This is a genomic window from Alicyclobacillus sp. TC (genome assembly GCF_016804365.1).
GTDB lineage: Bacteria > Bacillota > Bacilli > Alicyclobacillales > Alicyclobacillaceae > Alicyclobacillus_I > Alicyclobacillus_I tolerans.
Map to the genome: position 1 here is coordinate 115,480 of NZ_CP044434.1, position 20,660 is coordinate 136,139.

General features: G+C 47.6%; 18 protein-coding genes. All 18 read left to right on the forward strand.

From position 1 onward, the window contains the following. Positions 1–67 precede the first annotated feature (67 nt). The 18 genes from FY534_RS00595 (at position 68) to mazG (ending at position 20,616) form a co-directional block, all read left to right on the forward strand. On the forward strand, positions 68–544 hold the full coding sequence (locus FY534_RS00595) for a ribonuclease H-like YkuK family protein (RefSeq protein WP_072873723.1): 477 nt from the start codon (positions 68–70) through the stop codon (positions 542–544). Between the two features lie 63 nt (positions 545–607). Beyond that, positions 608–1,474, forward strand: coding sequence for a sporulation peptidase YabG (gene yabG / locus FY534_RS00600; protein WP_072873628.1), 867 nt, complete (start codon positions 608–610; stop codon positions 1,472–1,474). Between the two features lie 151 nt (positions 1,475–1,625). Further along, positions 1,626–1,889, forward strand: a complete 264-nt coding sequence (gene veg / locus FY534_RS00605; protein WP_072873722.1) for a biofilm formation stimulator Veg — start codon at positions 1,626–1,628, stop codon at positions 1,887–1,889. Positions 1,890–2,173: 284 nt separating this feature from the next. Continuing rightward, positions 2,174–3,016 (forward strand): cyanophycinase, encoded by an 843-nt coding sequence (locus tag FY534_RS00610; protein WP_238413599.1) that lies wholly within the window; start codon positions 2,174–2,176, stop codon positions 3,014–3,016. Then, positions 3,013–5,664, forward strand: a complete 2,652-nt coding sequence (gene cphA / locus FY534_RS00615; protein WP_072873626.1) for a cyanophycin synthetase — start codon at positions 3,013–3,015, stop codon at positions 5,662–5,664. The genes FY534_RS00610 and cphA overlap by 4 nt, the downstream gene beginning before the upstream one ends. Positions 5,665–5,746: 82 nt before the next feature. Next, entirely contained in the window at positions 5,747–6,679 is a 933-nt protein-coding gene (ispE, locus tag FY534_RS00620; RefSeq protein ID WP_370541538.1) for a 4-(cytidine 5'-diphospho)-2-C-methyl-D-erythritol kinase, read from the forward strand. Beyond that, positions 6,633–7,436 carry a pur operon repressor gene (gene purR / locus FY534_RS00625; RefSeq protein WP_072873623.1) on the forward strand — a complete coding sequence of 268 codons (804 nt, stop codon included), beginning with the start codon at positions 6,633–6,635 and terminating at the stop codon, positions 7,434–7,436. The genes ispE and purR overlap by 47 nt, the downstream gene beginning before the upstream one ends. An 86-nt stretch (positions 7,437–7,522) precedes the next feature. Beyond that, positions 7,523–7,897, forward strand: coding sequence for a RidA family protein (locus FY534_RS00630; RefSeq protein WP_203114928.1), 375 nt, complete (start codon positions 7,523–7,525; stop codon positions 7,895–7,897). A 168-nt stretch (positions 7,898–8,065) separates the two neighbouring features. Beyond that, entirely contained in the window at positions 8,066–8,353 is a 288-nt protein-coding gene (gene spoVG / locus FY534_RS00635; RefSeq protein WP_072873621.1) for a septation regulator SpoVG, read from the forward strand. A 343-nt stretch (positions 8,354–8,696) separates the two neighbouring features. Further along, positions 8,697–10,097, forward strand: coding sequence for a bifunctional UDP-N-acetylglucosamine diphosphorylase/glucosamine-1-phosphate N-acetyltransferase GlmU (gene glmU, locus FY534_RS00640; RefSeq protein ID WP_072873619.1), 1,401 nt, complete (start codon positions 8,697–8,699; stop codon positions 10,095–10,097). A gap of 1 nt (position 10,098) precedes the next feature. Continuing rightward, positions 10,099–11,043, forward strand: a complete 945-nt coding sequence (locus tag FY534_RS00645) for a ribose-phosphate diphosphokinase (protein ID WP_072873617.1) — start codon at positions 10,099–10,101, stop codon at positions 11,041–11,043. Between the two features lie 9 nt (positions 11,044–11,052). After that, a complete protein-coding gene (gene pth, locus FY534_RS00650; RefSeq protein ID WP_072873611.1) occupies positions 11,053–11,625 on the forward strand; it encodes an aminoacyl-tRNA hydrolase in 573 nt (190 codons plus the stop codon). A 110-nt stretch (positions 11,626–11,735) separates the two neighbouring features. Then, complete coding sequence (locus FY534_RS00655; protein WP_072873610.1) at positions 11,736–11,978, forward strand: anti-sigma-F factor Fin; 243 nt, start codon at positions 11,736–11,738, stop codon at positions 11,976–11,978. A 126-nt stretch (positions 11,979–12,104) separates the two neighbouring features. Continuing rightward, on the forward strand, positions 12,105–15,647 hold the full coding sequence (gene mfd / locus FY534_RS00660) for a transcription-repair coupling factor (protein ID WP_072873609.1): 3,543 nt from the start codon (positions 12,105–12,107) through the stop codon (positions 15,645–15,647). Then, positions 15,637–16,638, forward strand: coding sequence for a peptidylprolyl isomerase (locus FY534_RS00665; protein ID WP_072873608.1), 1,002 nt, complete (start codon positions 15,637–15,639; stop codon positions 16,636–16,638). The genes mfd and FY534_RS00665 overlap by 11 nt, the downstream gene beginning before the upstream one ends. Positions 16,639–16,791: 153 nt before the next feature. Beyond that, positions 16,792–17,334, forward strand: coding sequence for a stage V sporulation protein T (gene spoVT, locus FY534_RS00670; RefSeq protein WP_072873607.1), 543 nt, complete (start codon positions 16,792–16,794; stop codon positions 17,332–17,334). Positions 17,335–17,502: 168 nt separating this feature from the next. Beyond that, positions 17,503–19,101 (forward strand): putative polysaccharide biosynthesis protein, encoded by a 1,599-nt coding sequence (locus FY534_RS00675; RefSeq protein ID WP_072873606.1) that lies wholly within the window; start codon positions 17,503–17,505, stop codon positions 19,099–19,101. A gap of 30 nt (positions 19,102–19,131) precedes the next feature. Continuing rightward, complete coding sequence (mazG, locus tag FY534_RS00680) at positions 19,132–20,616, forward strand: bifunctional methyltransferase/pyrophosphohydrolase YabN (RefSeq protein WP_072873605.1); 1,485 nt, start codon at positions 19,132–19,134, stop codon at positions 20,614–20,616. The last annotated feature ends 44 nt before the right edge of the window (positions 20,617–20,660 follow it).

Below are 20,660 nucleotides of genomic sequence, written 5' to 3' on the forward strand. Positions count from 1 at the left end.
AGGATATCCTGAAGTTTCTACCATTCCTGATGGTGGTCCATCTGCAGGAGAGTGATGCGATGTGTGGATGTTTGAGAGTCCTACTTACGGCAGACTGACGCTCGACGAAGTAGCCGAAAGAATTCAGGCTGCGCTTAGCCATCATCCGAACGACGAATTTCGCCTCATTATAGGCTCGGATTCTCAGCCTAAACCGCAGGCGCATCACGTCTCGTTCGTGACAGCCATTATCTTGCATCACGTCGGTAAAGGCGCCCAATATTTCATCCATCGAGAACAACTCATGCATATGGAATCCTTGCGTCAGCGCATGTTTACAGAAGCCTCCTACTCTCTCCAGGTAGGAGGCATGTTATTTGAAGCTCTCCCTGCTTTGCCTCAACGCCTGCGCGTAGAGGTACATCTGGATATTGGCGAACGCGGTGCGACACATCACATGATTCGTGAGATTGTGGCCTGGATTACTTCCAGCGGCTACGAAGCGCGTATCAAGCCAGATTCCTACGGTGCCTCTAAAGTGGCCGATCGCTATACCAAGTCGTAAGCCTGGCAAACACATTCGGCGCAACCTTCGCATAGGCTGATGCATCAACGGCGGACGGGAGGGATGCGCGTGTGGAAGCCAGGTGACTGTGTGGTTCGAAAATCATACGGCAAAGACGTTTTCTTTCAAATTGTGGAGGTTGATGAAGAAACTTCTACAGCTATTCTCAAGGGTATGGATGTACGGCTGATTGCCGACGCTCCTTATGACGATCTGGAGGCTGTTTCTGAAGATGAGCAACGCGTCTTTGAAGCAAGACGCAGCAAAGTAGAAGGAGAAAGTCTCAAGCTGATTCAGTCCAGACGGGCTGTCGATTTAGAGAAGCGAGCGTTGCGCAGGGAAACGCGCTATCAATCGAATCCGGATTTTTTTGAACGGCCCGGACGAGTTCTACACCTCGACGGAGATGGAGCATATTTACAGAAATGTTTGGCGATGTACCGCGAACTCGGTATCCGGGCAATAGGAGAACATTTGGCCGAGCACAAAATGGCGGATATGGTCGTACAGCTGATTGAGAAGCATGAGCCAGACATCCTGATTATTACTGGACACGATGGTGTGATTCGCAAAGGAAAAGATCTGAAAGACATACAAAATTACCGCAACTCCTTGCATTTTATCCGCGCAGTGGCTAATGCCCGCAAGCGCGTGCGGAATATGGACGATCTCGTTATTATTGCAGGAGCCTGCCAATCCCATTTTGAAGGTATTATTGACGCGGGTGCCAATTTTGCCAGTTCCCCGCAGCGCATCATGATTCATGCGCTCGATCCGGTCTTTATTGCGGAGAAAATTGCTTATACGCCGATTCACGAGACGGTCAATCTCTACGATGTCGTCAAGGCGACCTATACAGGCATTGATGGTGTAGGCGGATTGGAGTCGCGCGGAAAATATCGCCTTGGACTTCCGAAATCCTCCTTTTAAATGAAAGCTTAATGGCTTCGGGACGAAAATATAAAAAAAGAATGTAGTTTACCCATTGACAACAAAATTCATGCGTTGCTATAATGTACGCTTTGGGTTGACATGCCTCTTTCTTGATGATATACTGTTTGTTGGAAAGAGGTGGTGTGTGTTGGCGAAAAATGCGCTCCACGAAATTAAAAAAAATCTTGAAGGTCTGGTTGGTGAGCGCCTGTTATTGCGGGCCAACGGAGGGCGCAGGAAAACAGTCGAGCATTTTGGTGTGCTTGAGGAAACCTATCCCTCTGTATTTGTCGTCAAGCTTGATCCTCCTGATGGTTCCTTTAAACGCGTTTCCTACAGTTATGCTGACGTGTTGACAGAGACTGTTGAATTGGTTCTATGCAAAGACGGCGAAAACACGCGGCTCATGTAGCAGGCAAGTGATTGCGGACATTTGGTAGCCGCAGCGTTTCGTTTTAGAGATAGAAGCAATAAATTTGACATCTAGGTCAATCTCAATAGATTTTGATATGGTTAAGTTTCTCCTGAAGTCGGCGCTTTAGCGTACGGCTTCTTTTATTTTTTCGTTTCCGCGTCTACGTTATCTGGATATTTGAAAAAATATGGCCAAAATCTCTGAGGGGTTCATCTAAAAATGGAATATGATTGCGCTTCTGCGCAAAAACTATGCCTTGTTCCACGAGAGGAGGGAAGTCTGTGGCCCCTCAAGCTGGACCACTTGTAGTAGTGGGTGGAGCAGAGGACAAGCAGAATGAATGCAGAATTCTTAGACATTTTTTGGAACTTGGAGGCGGTCGGCACGCCCGTGTCCTCATTATGACCGTGGCCACTGAGTATCCAATCGAAGTGGGAACGCAGTATATCGAGGTGTTTAAAAAACTGGGCGCAGCTGATGTGCGCACTTTTGACGTTTCTAACCGTAGCGCAGCCAATCGGGATAGTGCGGTGGAAATGATTCGCGATGCCACTTGCATTTATTTTACAGGTGGAGATCAGTTGCGGATTACCAAGTTACTGGGAGGGACACGCGTAGACGCAGCACTTCATGAGGCGCACGCAAACGGCATTCCACTTGGCGGTACGAGCGCGGGTGCATCCATGATGTCAAGTACCATGATTGTCAGCGGCGAGGCGGAGACCAATCCGCGCATATCTATTGTGGATATGGCTCCCGGTATGGAATTTTTAGATGGCGTCGTTATTGACCAACACTTTGCCCAGCGCGGCCGGCTTGGACGACTACTCTCGGCAGTAGCTCAATATCCGCACCATCTTGGTATGGGAATTGATGAAGATACAGCCATTTCTGTGCATCAAGGTGTGCTGCGGGTGATTGGGCGTGGCGCGGTTTCTATTGTCGATGCTGGACAATTGCTTTACAGCAATTTAGATAAGGTTCATCGAGATGAATCACTTGCACTCTGTGGCGTACGCCTGCATGTGCTACCAGATGGATACGGGTTCCATATGCGTCGGCGGGAAGCCATTACAGACTGGTCCGCTTATCGGGAGCAGAGCGACAAGGAGCTGTCAGAATGAGAATCGTCTCTGTACGGCATATTGAAGGGCCTAATTTGTTTCTTTATAAACCTATACTTCAGGCCCGTATCCATTTAGAAGAACTGACAGAGCGCGAGAGCAAAGAGTTTCCGGGTTTTCATGAACGTTTGCTTCAACTCTTGCCAGGACTGTCGGAGCACCACTGTGCAAAAGGTCAGCCTGGAGGTTTTTTGGAGCGCCTTGAAGAAGGAACGTATTTTGGGCACATAGTGGAACATGTTTGTATAGAATTGTGTACATTGCTGGAGATCGACGTACATTATGGCAAGACACTCTATGCAGACGGTCCAGGTATATACAATATAGTTATTGAGTGTAAAGCGTATGCTGCGCAAAAATTTCTTCTCTACAAAGCGTTGGAATGCGTAGAAAATCTATTGCAAGGGCAGGCATTTCCCTTGCAGAGCGTATTGCAGGAAGCACAAGATATTCTGGCGGTTACAGAACTTGGCCCCAGTACAAAAGCGATTTTGGAAGCTGCTGAAAGGCGTGACATACCAGTTCGACGGATCGGCGGGCAAAGTTTTCTTCAACTTGGATATGGCCGTTACTGCAAAAGGGTGGTCGCTACCATTACCGATAACTGCTCCGCGGTAGCTGTAGATATCGCATCTGATAAAGAATTGACCAAGCTCGTTTTAGAAGAAGCAGGAATACCGGTGCCTCGTGGTGATGTGGCCGTTACTTCTGAGGAGGCAGTGCAAATCTGGGAACGTCTGGGTCAACCAGTAGTGGTCAAACCGCGTTACGGTAACCAAGGAAGAGGCGTATCGCTCGATCTGAACAGTCCAGAAGAAATCCAAAAAGCGTTTGACATTGCAGCAGAGTATAGCCAGGAAGTCGTGGTTGAGGTCTATTGCCGCGGACAAAATTTGCGTCTGCTTTGTGTAGGCGGCGAATTTGCCGCAGCTAGTCTTAGAATACCTCCTTATGTAGAGGGAGATGGTCAACGGACCGTTAGTGAATTGATTGAAATCTTAAATGAAGATCCTCTTCGGGGCATCGATCATGAGCGGCCGTTGACACGTGTCAAGGTAGATGAAATTGTTCATCAGACCTTGACTCGCCAGGGCTATTCTCTTGATTCTGTGCCGCAAGCAGGTCAACAAGTGTGGTTGAGGGAAAGTGCAAATCTCTCGACAGGTGGGCATGCGAAGGATATCACCGATCAAATTCATCCGCTTCTTAAAACTTTGGCTGCTCGCACAGCCAGAGCAGTAGGTCTGGATGTATGTGGTATTGATATAGTGATGGACAATCCGTTAGCCAAACCATCTTCTTCGAATATGGCTGTCATTGAAGTGAATGCTGCGCCGGGAATTCGCATGCATCAATATCCTACACAAGGACGTTCAAGAGACGTGGCTGATGCTATTGTTGCATCCCTCTTTCCTGACAATAGCAACGGAAGAATTCCCATTGTCGCTATTACAGGCACCAATGGCAAAACGACAACCACTCGTTTGATTGCCCACGCTTTAGAGAGGCAAGGCGTCAGGGTAGGGATGACGACCACAGAGGGAGTCTATATCAATGGCGTACAAGTGATGTCAGGAGATACCACAGGACCGCGCAGTGCCCGTCTGGTTTTGTCCGATCCAACAGTCGATGTAGCTGTTTTGGAAACGGCTCGTGGCGGTATTTGTCGCGGGGGTCTTGCATACGACTTGGCTGATGTGGGTGTGATTACGAATATTACAGCTGATCATCTTGGTCAAGACGGCATTGACACATTGGAAGACATTGTACATGTCAAATCGTTGGTAGCAGAATGTGTCAAACCAACCGGTTGTGTCGTATTGAACGCTGACGACGAGCGTGTTCTTTCTATGCGTTCGCGCATTAAAGCAAAAACAGCCTTGTTTTCAATGCAGACACAAAACCATGAGATTCAGCTTCACTTAGCCTCTGGAGGAACAGCTTATTACTTAAATCGTAAGCAAATTGTTGAGGCGGTTGGGAGCTTTGAATATCCAATTGTATCAGTAGAGAAAATACCTCTCACCGTTTTAGGGACAGCCAAGTTTCATGTGCAAAATTGTTTGGCTGCGACAGCGGCGTTGCGCCATCTCGGGTTGACCCGGCAGGAAGTGGCGGCGGCATTGCTCGGTTTTCATGCCAATCAGCATAACACTGGCCGAGCTATGATGTACGAGTTGCCCAATCGGGTAAGGGTCATTCTTGATTATGGACATAATCCTCACGGCTTTGCTTGTGTGACAGAGTGGGTGAAACAGTTGGGGGCCCATCATCTCATAGGGGTTGTGGGTGTTCCGGGCGATCGCGCTGACGAAGTTGTTTACGCTTCTTCAGAGGTGTTGGCGGGTTGTTTTGACTGGACGATTGTGAAAGAGGATGCGGATAAGCGTGGACGACAACCAGGCGAAATCGCCAAAATGATGGCAGAACGTATGCAAAGTTTGGCTCCTCAAAGTGCGTTGCAAATCATTGAAGATGAACTGATTGCTTTTCAGACGGCACTAGATAAGGCAAAAGCGGGAGATATGGTGGTAGCTTTCTATGAAAAATTGGAACCGTTGTTGACAGAACTCAAGTCACGTCAGGCCAAGCCCCTTACACAATGGCAGGCAGACGCCGAACAGGTTCCTGGTTACGCAATGGTTTAAGCGTATTTTCCTAGGCTTTTCAACAAACTAGACAAGGAACTTGACTTGGCCTTCGCCACGTCGCATGCTAGAGTGCGACGAGGTGGGGCCTTTGTTGTTGGAGCGGGCGTATGCCAAAATTAATTTAACCCTAAATGTACTTGGAAAACGTCCAGATGGTTATCATGAAGTGGATATGGTCATGCAGAGCATTGATTTGTCGGATGAAGTGGCTCTGGAGTGGTTGCCGGAATCTATGGAAATTGTCATGGAATCACAAGCCACGAGCATACCGCTTGATGGACGTAATTTGGCGGTGATAGCGGCTGAGAAGTTTCTTTCTGCTGCTAACCTTACGCGCGGTGTACGTATTTATTTGACCAAAAATATACCGGTCGCAGCCGGATTAGCCGGGGGCTCGGCTGATGCTGCTGCCGTTTTGCGCGGTCTTAACCGTCTGGCGGGACATCCCTTTTCATTGGACGAATTAGCTGAACTTGGTGCTCAAATCGGATCGGACGTACCTTTTTGTATTTACAACGGCTGTGCTATTGCATCCGGGCGGGGCGAGAAAATTACGCATGTTCAACCTGCCTTGCGCAGTTGGGTAGTTTTATTGAAACCTCCACTTTATGTTTCGACTACAGAGGTTTATCAGTCGATTCAAGCGGATGATTTTAGCAACAAGCGAGTCAGTTCTGCCATGACGGAGCGATTTGCTAAAGGCTGTACACTGGCGGAAATAGAGTCGCTCATCTGTAACGACTTGCAGCCCGTGACCTTTCGGCTCTATCCCGAAGTGGCTCAGCTGCATCGTAAAATGCAGTCGGTGAGTGGATTACCCTGCCATATGTCAGGCAGTGGCCCAACGCTTTTTACGCTGGTTCCTACGCAGTCTGCAGGACAGAGGGTATACAATGCGCTACGCGGGTTTGCCAAGGATGTTTATCTTGCGCGACTTTTTCAGCCAAACAGCGGGGGCAGACAGGATGAGACGGTCTTCACGTTTGCTGGCTATGGCCAAGCGTCTCTTTGATCGTCCCCATCATGTATACTCTCTTTCGGAATTGGCGGGCAGTGAGGTAGCTGCCAAATCGACGCTCAGTGAAGATGTGGCGTTTTTGCGCGCTTTTCTAGAAGAAACACAGGAAGGTACAATTGAAAGTTTGCCTGGTGCATCGGGTGGAGTGCGTTTCACGGTAGGTATGCCAGATTCCATCAGACTGCGTTTTCTTGAACGGTTAGCGAGTGAACTTTCTCATCCTTCACGTATGTTGCCGGGTGGGTTTATCTATATGTCGGATATTCTTGGCCAGCCTGATGTATTAGATAACATTGGTCGGATGATAGCAGCAGAAATGGCTAAAGTACAACCCAACGTGGTAGTGACAGTGGAGACTAAGGGAATCCCACTAGCTGTAGCGACAGCTCGCTATCTCGACGTGCCGCTTGTTATTGTCCGTCGCGAGCATAAGGTGACGGAAGGAGCGGCACTCAGCATGCATTATGTGTCCGGTTCGGAACGGCGGATTAGTACAATGTATGTGTCCAAACGGGCGCTCCCAGAACGGGCGCGTGCCTTGGTAGTTGATGATTTTATGAAAGCTGGTGCCACAGCGCAGGCTGTGCGCGCTTTGCTGGCAGAGTTTTCAGTGGAAGTAGTTGGAACAGCGGTCTTTGTAAAAACCGAGGAACCCCAGAAAAAGTTGATATCCGATTACTTGGCGCTCCTTGAGGTCAAAGCAACTCAGTTGGATGGGAGTATATTTGTTCAACCTGTCTATCACGCGTAGCTATCACGTCGTGATATAGTGAATAACGGAATGTCCGGATGGGTTCCCCATTCTTTGTAAGCCTTAGAAGGGAAGGATGAAAAATCATGAAGATGATTGCCACTGAAAAAGCACCGGCGGCCATAGGTCCTTATTCACAAGCGGTGCAATTGGGAAATGTTCTCTACACCTCTGGCCAGATACCCTTGACTCCAGCTGGTGAAATGGTCACTGGCGGAATTGAAGAGCAGACAAAGCAGGTACTGGATAATTTGGATGCAGTGCTACATGCGGCTGGAATGACACGTCAAAATGTGGTTAAAACGACTATTTTTCTTACCGATCTCGCTCATTTTCAAACTGTGAATTCCTTGTATGCACAATATTTTGGCGACCATCGCCCGGCGCGTTCCACGGTTCAGGTGGCTGCTTTGCCACGTGGGGCGCAAGTGGAAATAGAATTGGTTGCTGCTCTCGAATAGAATTTTTTCTAACCTGTTCCAACCTGCCCCTGACTTTTGAGAGGGGCAGGTTTTTTATTGACGAAAATTTTACAAACATTTTGACGTAATAGCAGGAAAAGAAGAACAATATGTAGAAAAATATGCACAGCATGGGGGATGCTTCTACAGCTAAGGGTGGTGAACAGGGTGCAAATTACGGATATACGTTTGCGCAAAGTCGTCAATGATGGACGTATGAAGGCAATTGCTTCAGTAACTTTTGATGGCGAATTTGTTGTTCATGACATCCGCGTCATTGATGGAAACAATGGTATGTTTGTGGCCATGCCGAGTAAAAAAACACCGGATGGTCAGTTTCGAGATATTGCGCATCCCATTTCATCCGATATGCGTCAAAAGATTCAACAGGCTGTTCTGGAAGAGTACTATCGTTCCGATGTATCCGATGTGGCTTTGGAAGAGCCAAGTGCCTGATGATATCGGAAGAGGCGTTGGGGTTGTTGAATAAAAAGTCGTGCAGCAATGCAATGACTGAATTTATGTATAAAAAGATAGACCCTGCCAAATTTGCAGGGTCTTTTCTTGATATCACCTTTCTGATTTACAATAAAAGGAAAAACAATTCTTTATGTAGATCATGTCCAAGTAGAAAACTGAAAGAAATGGTACACAAACTACTCTTAAATGAAATTGAAATTGTTTTGTCCCTTCCTGTACACTGAAATGAGGAATGAATCGCGCTTTCAAAAACATGTGGACTGGAAGTGCGTACGGTTCTCCTATTGAGGACAGACAGGTTTGGTAAGGGGGATCAAGGTTGGGTAGAACTGCCATAGTACTGGCCGGCGGGCTAGGTACGCGTATGAAATCCTCTTTGCATAAAGTGCTTCATCCTGTACTTGGGAAACCCATGATTTTGCATATTTTAGATGAAATTGAAAAAGTACAGGTCGATGAAGTGATTGTTGTTGTGGGTCAAAGCCGCGAATCTGTCATTTCAGTTGTAGAAGGACGGGCAAAGATAGCCGTTCAGGAGCAACAGTTGGGAACTGGACATGCTGTAATGGCGGCGCTTCCCCACGTGAAAGCGGATTCTGACACAGTATTGATTCTATATGGAGATGCGCCGTTGATACAGGCATCCACTATGGAATCGATATTCCAGAAACAGGAGCAAAGTGGAGCGGGAGCAGTGATTTTGGCTGCCCATGTTCAAAATCCGACCGGTCTGGGTCGTGTTATATTATCGCAGAGCGGACAAGTGGAGCGAGTGGTGGAAGAGCGCGACGCAAGCCCTGAAGAGCGTCAAAATCATTTGATTAACACAGGAATTTACTGTTTCCGCACCGAACGCCTGCGGGAAGCTTGCGCTCAGTTACGTCCGAATAACGCTCAGAATGAATATTACCTCACCGACACCTTGCAATACTTACAAAGTATGGGTGTCGATGTATGGGCGCAGATAGCGGATGATGAAGAAGAAGTGGCTAGTGTAAATGATCGTTTTCAATTAGCACAAGTTGAAAAAATTGCTCAGCAAAGGCGTAACCGCGAACTGATGTTGGCAGGCGTCACCTTCTTACAACCGGATTCCACTTGGATTGGAGCCGACGTAGAAATCGAGGCTGACGTCACGCTTTATCCAGGTTGTGTGCTGGAAGGCTGTACACAAATTGCTGCGGGTGCTGTGATTGGGCCATATACTCGTCTGGTGGATGCCCAGGTAGAGGCTGGCGCCGTGGTGCAAAATAGCGTTGTTCTGCAGTCAATCATTGGTGAGGGTGCACAAGTTGGACCTTTTGCCTATATCCGTCCAGGCAGTACTGTGGGGGCGCGAGTCAAAGTTGGCGATTTTGTCGAACTCAAGAACACTCGACTTGGAGCCGACAGTAAAGTCAGTCATCTGGCCTATCTAGGCGATGCAGTCATTGGCGAAAGAGTCAATATTGGCTGTGGAGTCATTACAGTGAATTATGATGGAATGCAGAAACACACTACAGTGGTAGGGGATGACAGTTTCATTGGTTCTAACGCCAACCTCATCGCACCTGTCCAAGTTGGAGAGGGCGCTTATGTCTGTGCCGGATCGACCATTACAGATAATGTGCCAGACGACGGGTTTGCCATTGCTAGAGTGAAACAAGAGACCAAACCACGCTATGTTAAGGCCTGGAAACAGAAAAAAAGTCGCGTTTTGCGCATGGGGAGGGACTCTTGAAGTGAGTTTTGACGGGGATTTAAAACTCGTCACCGGCAACGCGAATCCGCAGTTGGCGCGTGAAATATCGGAATTTGTCGGTGTCCCGCTGGCGGAATGCCAGGTCGGGCGATTTATGGATGGAGAAGTGCAAATTAAGTTGGCAGAAAGTGTGCGCGGTAGCGATGTATTCATCATTCAGCCAACGTCTGCGCCAGTCAACGAGCACTTAATGGAGTTGCTGATTATGGTTGATGCCATCAAGAGGGCTTCAGCCAGCACCATCAATGTAGTTATTCCGTATTATGGTTATGCGCGTCAAGAACGAAAAGCTCGTGCGCGCGATCCGATAACAGCTAAACTGGTGGCCAATCTCTTAGAGAAGGCTGGTGCAAACCGCGTTATCTGCATGGATTTGCATGCGGCTCAAATTCAAGGTTTCTTTGATATTCCGCTGGATCACTTGATTGGAATGCCCATTTTGGCCAAGTATTTTCTCAACAAGCAATTGGAAAATCCTGTTGTGGTTTCTCCGGATATGGGTGGCGTCACACGTGCCCGCGCGTTTGCTGAACGGCTTGGGGCTCCGCTTGCGATTATTGACAAACGCAGACCAGAAGCGAATGTTGCTGAAGTTATGAATATTATTGGCGATATTCAAAATCGGACAGCCATTCTGATTGACGACATGATTGACACAGCCGGAACTATCACATTAGGTGCCAAGGCGCTTCTCGAAAGAGGGGCAAAGTCTGTTTATGCTTGCTGTATTCATCCTGTTCTCTCCGGCAATGGTGTAGAGCGTTTAGAGCAATCCGATATTCAGGAGGTCGTGGTTACCAATACCATTCATCTGCCAGAAAGCAAGCGAATTGATAAAATTACCGTGTTATCTGTTGCTGAGTTGATTGCCGAAGCGATCATTCGGGTGCATACTCAGCGTTCTATCTCACAGCTTTTTGACTAGGCGGTTATTATGAAGTTAATTGTAGGATTGGGCAATCCAGGAAAAGAATATGAATGGACAAGACATAACGTTGGGTTTTGGGCGGTTGATACGTTAGCCGCCCGTTTTGGCATGGGCGTGAAAGATTTTCGCGTGAAATTTCAGTCTCTCGTCTCTGAGTATACGTTTGGCGGAGAGAAGATTCTGATGATGAAACCGCAAACATATATGAACGTAAGTGGTGTAGCTGTGGCTGAAGCATTGAATTTTTATAAGATTATGCAACCCGATCGAGATGTAATGGTTATTTACGACGATATGGATTTTCCGGTAGGCACATTGAAATTACGTATATCCGGCAGTGCAGGCGGTCATAACGGAATCAAATCACTGATTGCGCATATGGGAACAAGTCAATTTGCCAGATTGCGTGTTGGCATTGGGCGGCCATTACCTGAACAAACCGTCATTTCCCATGTGCTTGGTCGCTTTCCCAAAACCGAAGAGGATCAAGTGAAGTCTGTTTGCGAGAAAGCGGCAGAAGCAGTGGAATATGCTTTGATGCATTCTTTCCAGGCAGCTATGAATCGCTATAATAGCTGAGCTAACTCACTTTGTTAGGTATGATAGGACGGTTTCGCCCCCATACTAACTAGGGATGATTCCTGGTATGTGTTCCATTGTTGGGAACGCAGGCAAAGGTGGGGTAGTTTATGCGTATTGAATATATCTGCCGACATTGTCGACAAAAAGTAGGCCAGCTGAATCAGCCACATTGGACCATGGCTGACGTGGATGTGCGGCTTGGCTTAGGGCGTCTGACACCAGCTGAACGACTTGAATCTGTACAGATGGACACATACGACGATATGCGGGTGTATACCGTTTGTTCATACTGTGAAAATGCTTTGCGTGAGCATCCAGAATTACTTTTGGAAGGAAAACTTTTGCAATAGGGCCGCTGTTGGAGAGCGCAGGAGGCTTCTCGCGGCTGGTTCTATAACCCGCGTATTCGTTAATCAGATGGAAGACGCGAGTTTATGGTGCGGATTTTTCAGATCCGCCAAGCGAGGAGGAGTCTCATGTTGGAATTGGCGCACATCCTTCTGCAAGATCAAAATTTTGTGGATTTTTTGCAATCCGTCAATCGAACGAATATCGATGCATTGGTGACAGGAGTTGGCGGCAGTGCGCGCAATTTGGCGTATGCAGCTATGTTGCAACACTGGCGCCTGAAACACCCAGATCAATCATTGCTGATTGTCACTCATAGCAGTAGCCAAGCTGACAGTGTGGCAGACGATTTGCGTACGCTTCTGTCTGAAGAGGAAGTCTTTGTCTATCCAGAACGAGAATTGGCTGCCCTCCATACATTGGCCGCCAGTCCAGAAGTTACAGCGTTGCGCCTTCGCGTATTGGATAGACTTTCTTTACGTATGCCAACCGTAGTGGTCACCACCATTCTGGCAGCAACTGAATGGTTGGGACATCCAAAGACATTTCATGAGGTTGTGCGCGAGTATCAAATCGGTATGCAGCTTGATATAGAGTCAGAGTTGACGAGACTCGTCCAAATGGGTTATGAACGAACAGAAATGGTCGAGCGGCAAGGACATTTTTCTCTTCGCGGTGGCATTCTTGACATCTTTCCAGTGGGTCAAGAGCATCCCGTACGCATGGAATTGTTTGATACTGATATTGACTCATTGCGTACATTTGACGCACAAACCCAGCGTTCATTGGAAAATTTGCAAGAGTTTCGCTTGTTGCCAGCTGTGGAACTAATCTTTCCGCAATCTGCTTTGTTACAGGCGGCGGATGAAATTGAAAAATTCATGCACGATCGATTGCGCAGTTTGACAGATTTAGAACAACGTGATCGGCTGCAACAACAAGTGGGCAAAGATATTGAGAAGATGCGACAGGGCCAGCCATTTCTAGGGCAAGCACGGTATATTGAACATTTTAAAACTCATGCGGCCACACTGTTGGATTATTTCCCTGCAGCCACTTTGCTCTGCCTGGAAGAACCGTTGCGGCTTCAAGAACGGGAGAAGTCCGCGCGGCGTGATTTTACAGAATGGCTTGCCAATGCTCTGATGCGTGGTGATGTATTGTCAGCGTCAATCGCTGCACCAGAAACTGGGCGTGTTTATGATGAACCGCGATTCACTCGCATTCATTGGAGTAAATTCCAAAGAGGATCTGGACGTTTTACGGCTCATTTGACGTTGACGACCAAAGACGCCCAAGAATTTCACGGACAGATGAATGTTCTGAAAACAGAACTTGCTCATTGGAAAAAATCAGGTTATCAAGTCGTTTTTTTGGCACCAACTGAGGAACGGGCAGCGCGTATGGAACGCGTTTTTGTTGATTATCGTGTCGAAGCTGTGCGTCCGAAATCATTTCAGGTCGGTGAGACGCCACAAATTTTAATCGGAGAATTGGCAAGTGGTTTTGAGTTTCCCATGCAGCATTTGGTCGTTGTGACAGACAGGGAAGTGTTTGGGAATCGCCAGAAAGTTCGGCGAGCACGTCTGGAAATGTCAGATGCCGAGCGGATCAAGAGTTATCAGGAACTGAAAATTGGCGATTACGTAGTGCACGTCAATCACGGTATTGGCAAATACGTAGGCATAAGGACACTGGAAGTGGATGGTCATCATAAAGATTACCTGCATCTGGTTTACGCCGGGAATGACAGTCTCTACGTTCCCGTAGAGCAGATTGATCAGGTACAGCGCTATATCGGATCGGAGGAAAAAGAACCTAAAGTTTATCACCTTGGCGGCGGCGAATGGTCACGTGTCAAAAATCGCGTATCCAAAACTGTTAAAGATATTGCGGCCGATCTCGTTAAACTTTATGCCAAACGAGAAGCTACGCCAGGACACGCATTTTCACCGGATACACCCTGGCAGGCAGATTTTGAAGCGGCCTTTCCATATGAGGAAACCCCCGATCAATTGCGGGCTATCGAGGAAATTAAACGGGATATGGAACGCGGTCGACCTATGGATCGCTTGCTCTGTGGAGATGTAGGTTATGGAAAAACAGAAGTTGCCATTCGGGCGGCATTTAAGGCGGTTATGGATGGCAAACAGGTGGCTGTGTTGGTGCCAACAACCGTTTTGGCACAACAACACTTTGAGACGTTTAAAGAGAGGTTTGCTGGGTTTCCCATCACAGTGGACGTTTTGAGCCGTTTTCGTTCGCGGAAAGAAGCAACAGCCTGTATTCGCGGGCTGAAAGATGGCAGTGTGGATGTCGTAATTGGGACGCACCGACTGCTGCAAAAAAGCATTGAGTTTAAGGATTTGGGGTTACTCATTGTTGACGAAGAGCAGCGTTTTGGTGTCACACATAAAGAACGGCTGAAAGAACTGCGGGCCAATGTGGATTGTTTAACGCTGACAGCAACGCCCATTCCGCGCACGTTGCATATGTCGATGATGGGTGTGCGCGATTTGTCAGTGATTGAGACACCACCGGAAAATCGTTTTCCCGTACAGACATACGTAATCGAGCAGAATGAGGGAATGGTTCGCGAAGCTCTCGAACGCGAACTGGGTAGAGGCGGTCAAGTCTATTACCTTTACAATAATGTGCAGAGTATTGTCAGTCAGGCGGAACGGTTGCAACGTTTGATGCCGCAAGCAAGAATCGCCGTGGCGCACGGTCAAATGGCGGAAGATGAGCTTGAGCGTGTCATGTTGGAATTTCTTGAAGGAGAAATTGATATTTTGGTCACTACGACCATCATTGAAACGGGATTGGATATTCCAAACGTCAATACTTTGATTGTGCATGATGCTGATCGACTGGGACTATCGCAGTTATATCAATTGCGTGGTCGTGTGGGGCGTTCCAACCGGATTGCCTATGCTTATTTCCTGTATCAAAAAGACAAAGTCTTGACAGAAGTGGCAGAAAAACGTCTACAAGCTATCAAGGAATTTACAGAACTGGGCAGTGGTTTTAAAATTGCCATGCGCGACTTGGCGATTCGCGGCGCAGGCAATCTGCTGGGCGCAGAGCAACACGGCTTTATTAATTCTGTTGGATTTGACATGTATAGTGAAATGTTGGCGGCGGCAGTCAAAGAGTTGCGCGGCGAACAAATAGAAGAGCATCCGGAAGTAAGCGTCGAGTTGCAGGTGGATGCTTATTTACCCGACTCATATATTTCCGATCCGGCGCAGAAAATCAGTATGTACAAAAAGTTCAAATTTGTGCAAACGCCTGAAGCTGCTGATGATCTCGAAGAAGAACTGGAGGACAGATACGGCGATTTGCCTGAACCTGTACGTCATTTGTTGGACATCACGCGCATAAAAGGCTATGCTGTCAGGTGCGGGGTTGACCATATCTCCCAACAGGGAGCGGAGACGGCCATCCGCTTGCTTCAAGATGATAGGCATCGCATCGATTACGCTAAATTGCAGTCGGTTGCAGTCAAACATGCGGCTGCCGTCACCAAGAGGCCCAATGGCACGACCTTTTTGTTACTGCGGACGCGGGGGTTGTCTGACAGTGAAAGATTGCTTCGCATCAAGCGGATCCTTTCGGATTACGCAGAGATGTTGAGTAGTACACGGGAGGTAGAAAAGATTGCAAAGTAAACGCACCGTCCTGTTGTCGCTGGCAACGGCTGCTGTTGTAACCTTGGTAGCCGGCTGCGGGGCGCAAAACGCCGGCAACCATACCACGCAGAATGCCACTCCAACTAGCCTGAATCTTCCTAAACTGCCGACTTATAGCGGTCCTACAGTGGCTACTTACAATGGGGGCACGCTGACCAAGCAGGAATTTGAACAACAGTACAATCTGCAAGTTGTATTGCCCAAGTTGACTGCTCAGGAGTCGAAGACGCAGTTCTTGCAGAATTATATCCTTGTCTATAAATATCTTTATGCTAAGGCAGTGAAAGCAGACAAAACACCCGTCAATGTATCTGAAGCGGAACAATTGACCAATCAGTATATGAGTCAGTTGGTCGGACAAGATTACAAGACACAAGCAGACTTGAATAACGAAATGAAAAAACTGGGCATCACCAAACAAGATTTCGTCACATTGGCGGAAGAGGGACAAGTGTTGCAAAATTATCTGCAGCAGGAATTGAAAAATGTCACCGTTTCAACGACGGATGCACAAAATTACTATAACGCCAACAAATTGAATTACTTGCAGGTGACCGTCAGCGAGATTCTTGTCAAGACGGAGAGTCAAGCTAAGTCGCTGATAGCTGAATTGAAAAAAGACAATGGCAAAAATTTTGCACAATTGGCTGACAAATATTCTCAAGATCCGGGTGTCAAGCAAAATCATGGCACATACGCCAATGCAACAGCCGGTCAATTTGTGCCGCATTTTGCAGAAGCTTGTGCAACCTTGCCAATAGGTCAAATCAGCAGTCAACCTGTGCATACACGTTATGGATGGTTTGTCATGCGAGTGGACAAGCGTCAACAATTACCGTTTAGTCAAGTTGAGAGCAGCATCAAACAACAGTTGTTGCAACAGGCGCAAAATCAAAAAGAGACACAGATTATGGATGATGCCAAGAATAACGTCGATGTGAAAATGACAGTCAAAAGTTCGCAGTTGTAAAATCTGTGTGCATCATTGAATAAAATTGGGCTGTTTGATTCTACGAATGTGCAACAGTATGCCTGAATTGGTGTATAGAGGAATCCCACCCGTCACATACTAACCACACGCCAGACACCGCAGAACTAACTCATGAGGGTGGGGGACTTCACATTGAAAGCTACAGGCATCGTACGGAGAATTGATGACCTCGGTCGTGTCGTAATTCCGAAAGAAATTCGCCGAACGCTGCGTATTCGCGAAGGTGATCCGCTGGAGATTTTTGTAGATCGAGATGGGGAAGTCATTCTGAAAAAATATTCACCAATCGGTGAATTGGGCGATTTTGCAAAGGAATATGCAGAGTCGCTTTCTGAATCCACGGGGCATGTCGCGTTAATTGCCGACAGAGATGTGATTATTGCGGCCGCAGGCACTGCCAAAAAAGATTTTCTCGATCGTCCCATATCCAGTGATGTAGAACAGGCTATGGAAGATCGCAAGACCATTATGAATTTTACACCTGGGGAATACAGTATTGTCCGGGATATGCCAGAACGTCTAGGTTCGCGTGTCATCGCGCCGATTATTGCAGCGGGTGATCCGATTGGCGTTGTGATGCTTATCACTCGGGATGAAAATGCGAAAATGAGTGAGTTGGAGCGCAAACTTGTGGAAACCGCTGCTGGTTTTCTGGCTAAACAGATGGAACAATGAATTGTCACGTAAATTTTAAAAATGCGTACCGTCTGACGTAAGCAACAAAATACGAGAAAAAATCCCGTCCAAAGCCGAGACGGGATTTTTTCTGATTCATCAATGGGACTAACTGGCCCACTTTGTCCATAGGATGTTGAAAGAATCTATGGATAGGGGAGAAGGCGTATGAAACGGCGCGGTTTTGTCCATGGCGCCATGCTCCTGGCCGGGGCTGCCATGCTTTCTAAATTGCTCGGATCGGTCTATACCATTTTCTTGCAAAATATTATTGGCGATCACGGTATGGGGCTGTTTCAAATGGCCTATCCTGTTTACTCGACACTCCTTGCTGTCGCAACAGCAGGTTTTCCGGTTGCAGTTTCCAAGCTGGTTGCAGAAGAGTTGGCCCAAGGACATACACAAGCTGCTCGCCGCACATATCAAATCTCTGCATTTTTTCTTTGCGTGCTAGGCGTTTTTGCCTTTCTGGTGCTGTACATTTTTGCGCACACCTGGGCAAAAATTGCTGGCGATCCTTCTGCTACGCTGGCGATTCGCGCGATTTCTCCGGCGCTTTTGATTGTGCCATTGCTCAGTGCCATGCGAGGTTATCTCCAGGGGCATGAATGGATGGAACCAACTGCAGTTTCACAAGTCATGGAGCAGTTGGTCAGGGTAATCACGATTTTGGCTTTATCCATTTATTTTATGCAAGCCGGGTTTGGTGCTGCTACAGCTGCCGCTGGAGCGGCTTTTGGTGCCGTGACGGGTGCGGCGGCCGGTTTGTTGACCATGATGTTTTATCGCAGGCGACAACCGGTTTCTAAAATGTCGGATCGACATCAAATTCCATGGAGTCGACTGCTACGCCGTCTGATTTATTATGCCTTGCCGATTTCCTTGGGAGCTTTGGTGATACCTCTCATGAACAATGTGGACGCACTCACTGTCGTGCATTTATTGAAACAGGCGGGCGAAACACAGCGAGAAGCTACCAGTGCTTTTGGCTTGTTGGCAGGAAGGGCTGCAAAATTGACACTTTTGCCAATTACGCTGGCTTCGGGTATTGGCATTGCGGTGATGCCAGCCGTCTCTGCTGCTGCCGCTCGACAGGACATGCGCAGCGTGCGCAATCATGTGCAAGTTTCTCTACGCATGACCGCCATTCTAGCTCTTCCGGCGACCGTCGGTCTGGTTTTACTGGCACGTCCAGTGGATATTGTCCTTTTTCAAAATTCGGATGGCTGGAATGTTATAGCTTGGCTTTCCCTCTCCATTCTATTTGCCAGTTTGCAGACCACAGCAGCGGCAGTTTTGCAGGGAGCAGGTATGGTATACTTGCCCGTAATTCATCTATTGGCGGCAGCTTGTCTGAAGGTCGTACTCAATCTATTGTGGATTCGACAACACGGGTTAGTAGGTGCTGTTTGGTCTACAGATATAGCCTATTTGTTTGCGTGTCTACTCAATTTGCTTGCCATCTCGCGCCGTCTGGGTGGATTGAGTCTCTCCGATTTTGGGTTTCTGCCCATTGGTGTTTCGGCATTTGTCATGGGAGCTGTGGAATTCGCTTTAGTTCGTGCCTGGCCTCTCTTGCAAAGTGATACGGAAAGCCGTTGGACAGTTTCCTTGGCGCTGATGGCGGCTATTGTACTCGGCGTGCTCGCTTTTTCCATAGCGGCTGTTGCCAGTAACGCTTTGCAGGAAGAGGAAATCGAACGAATACCTAAAGTTGGTCCACGTTTGCTCTCGATTTTCTCGCGTATGGGATTGACACGCAGCTAAGTTAGAAAAGGCTCCTAAGGGGATGAAAAAATGCTGATTGAAGTCGTGGGGCTTGGTCCGGGTGATGAAAGTACCATGCCGCTTTCTACATGGAAAACATTACAAGAATCTCGTTCGCCCATTATTTTGAGAACCAAAATTCATCCGTCCGTTCCTGCTCTTACAGAAGCAGGCATTTCCTTTACAACGTTTGACCATCTCTACGAGCAGCACGGCGACTTTGAAACGCTTTATGAACAGATGGCGGAAGAATTGCTACGTTTAGCAACACAGCATAAGAAAGTGATTTACGCCGTTCCTGGTCATCCGCGGGTTGCTGAGCAATCTGTGGAATTGTTACTGAAAAAAGCGACTGCCTGCGGGGTGGAGGTGCATGTTGGGGCTGGACAATCTTTTCTCGATCCGCTTTGCACAGCTATCGGATTAGATCCGATTGCTGGTCTCCTGCTCTTAGATGGAACTCAATTACATATAACTGAATTGCAACCGGGAGTTCATACGCTGATAGCTCAAGTTTATTCACCAGCCGTTGCCTCAGATGTGAAATTGACACTCATGGAAGTTTATCCTGATGAACACGAGGTCACAGTTTTGAGTGCTGTGGGTGTTGCCGGGGAAGAGAGCGTCACTTCTGTCCCGCTCTATGAATTGGACAGGCTGACAGAGATTCATCACTTGACGACAGTCTATGTTCCCCCCGTGCAAAATTTATCAGAAAAAGCTCGGCATCCATTATATCTTGCTGACATTGTGGCTCGCTTACGGCATCCTTTGGATGGCTGCCCATGGGATTTGGCCCAGACGCATGAAACATTGATTCCCTATGCCACCGAGGAAGCCTATGAAGTGGCTCAGGCAGTTTTAGAGGATGATCCAGCACATTTGCAAGAAGAGTTGGGCGATTTATTGCTTCAAGTTTTGTTGCATGCGCAAATTGCAGCAGAGAACGGAGATTTTACGTTGCAAGATGTGTTTTTTGGACTGGCAGAAAAACTCGTCAGGCGCCATCCTCATGTATTTGGTCAACAATCAGCCAGCAATGCAGAAGAAGCCGAAGCGATGTGGAAGTCTGCTAAGGCAGAGGAGAAACAGCGAGACTCCCTGTCCCTGGAAGGAAACGAGACGCCACTGTCGCGCATGAGCGATGTACAGACTGGACAAGACGCACTCAACTATGCGTTTGACGTACAAAAAAGAGCGGCAAAGGTCGGATTTGAATGGAATTGTATAGAGGATGTTTTAGAAAAGCTGAGAGAGGAAATAATTGAGTTTGAAGAAGCGCTTAACCAGAATGATTCTAAAGCTTTGACAGAGGAATTAGGGGATTTATTTTTTACTCTGGTTAACTTGTCGCGTTGGTTAAAGATGCATCCAGAAATGGTTCTTCGTAAGGCGGTAATCAAATTTGTCCGCAGATTTGAAAGGGTAGAGCAGGCTGTACATGAGAGTGGGCGAACATGGCAGGAGTATCGTTTGGATGAATTAGATCAACTGTGGCAAAATGCGAAATTATGATCTGAATGAATGAAAAGCAGGAATTTGGCGGGAAAACACGAATA

Bases quoted from the DNA above. Each gene is read 5' to 3' on its own strand.
- FY534_RS00675 (WP_072873606.1), top strand. From the start codon at position 17,503: ATGAAACGGCGCGGTTTTGTCCATGGCGCCATGCTCCTGGCCGGGGCT.
- cphA (WP_072873626.1), top strand. From the start codon at position 3,013: ATGAGAATCGTCTCTGTACGGCATATTGAAGGGCCTAATTTGTTTCTT.
- mfd (WP_072873609.1), top strand. From the start codon at position 12,105: ATGTTGGAATTGGCGCACATCCTTCTGCAAGATCAAAATTTTGTGGAT.
- FY534_RS00655 (WP_072873610.1), top strand. From the start codon at position 11,736: ATGCGTATTGAATATATCTGCCGACATTGTCGACAAAAAGTAGGCCAG.
- purR (WP_072873623.1), top strand. From the start codon at position 6,633: ATGAGACGGTCTTCACGTTTGCTGGCTATGGCCAAGCGTCTCTTTGAT.
- FY534_RS00630 (WP_203114928.1), top strand. From the start codon at position 7,523: ATGAAGATGATTGCCACTGAAAAAGCACCGGCGGCCATAGGTCCTTAT.
- FY534_RS00595 (WP_072873723.1), top strand. From the start codon at position 68: ATGTTTGAGAGTCCTACTTACGGCAGACTGACGCTCGACGAAGTAGCC.
- yabG (WP_072873628.1), top strand. From the start codon at position 608: ATGCGCGTGTGGAAGCCAGGTGACTGTGTGGTTCGAAAATCATACGGC.
- pth (WP_072873611.1), top strand. From the start codon at position 11,053: ATGAAGTTAATTGTAGGATTGGGCAATCCAGGAAAAGAATATGAATGG.
- mazG (WP_072873605.1), top strand. From the start codon at position 19,132: ATGCTGATTGAAGTCGTGGGGCTTGGTCCGGGTGATGAAAGTACCATG.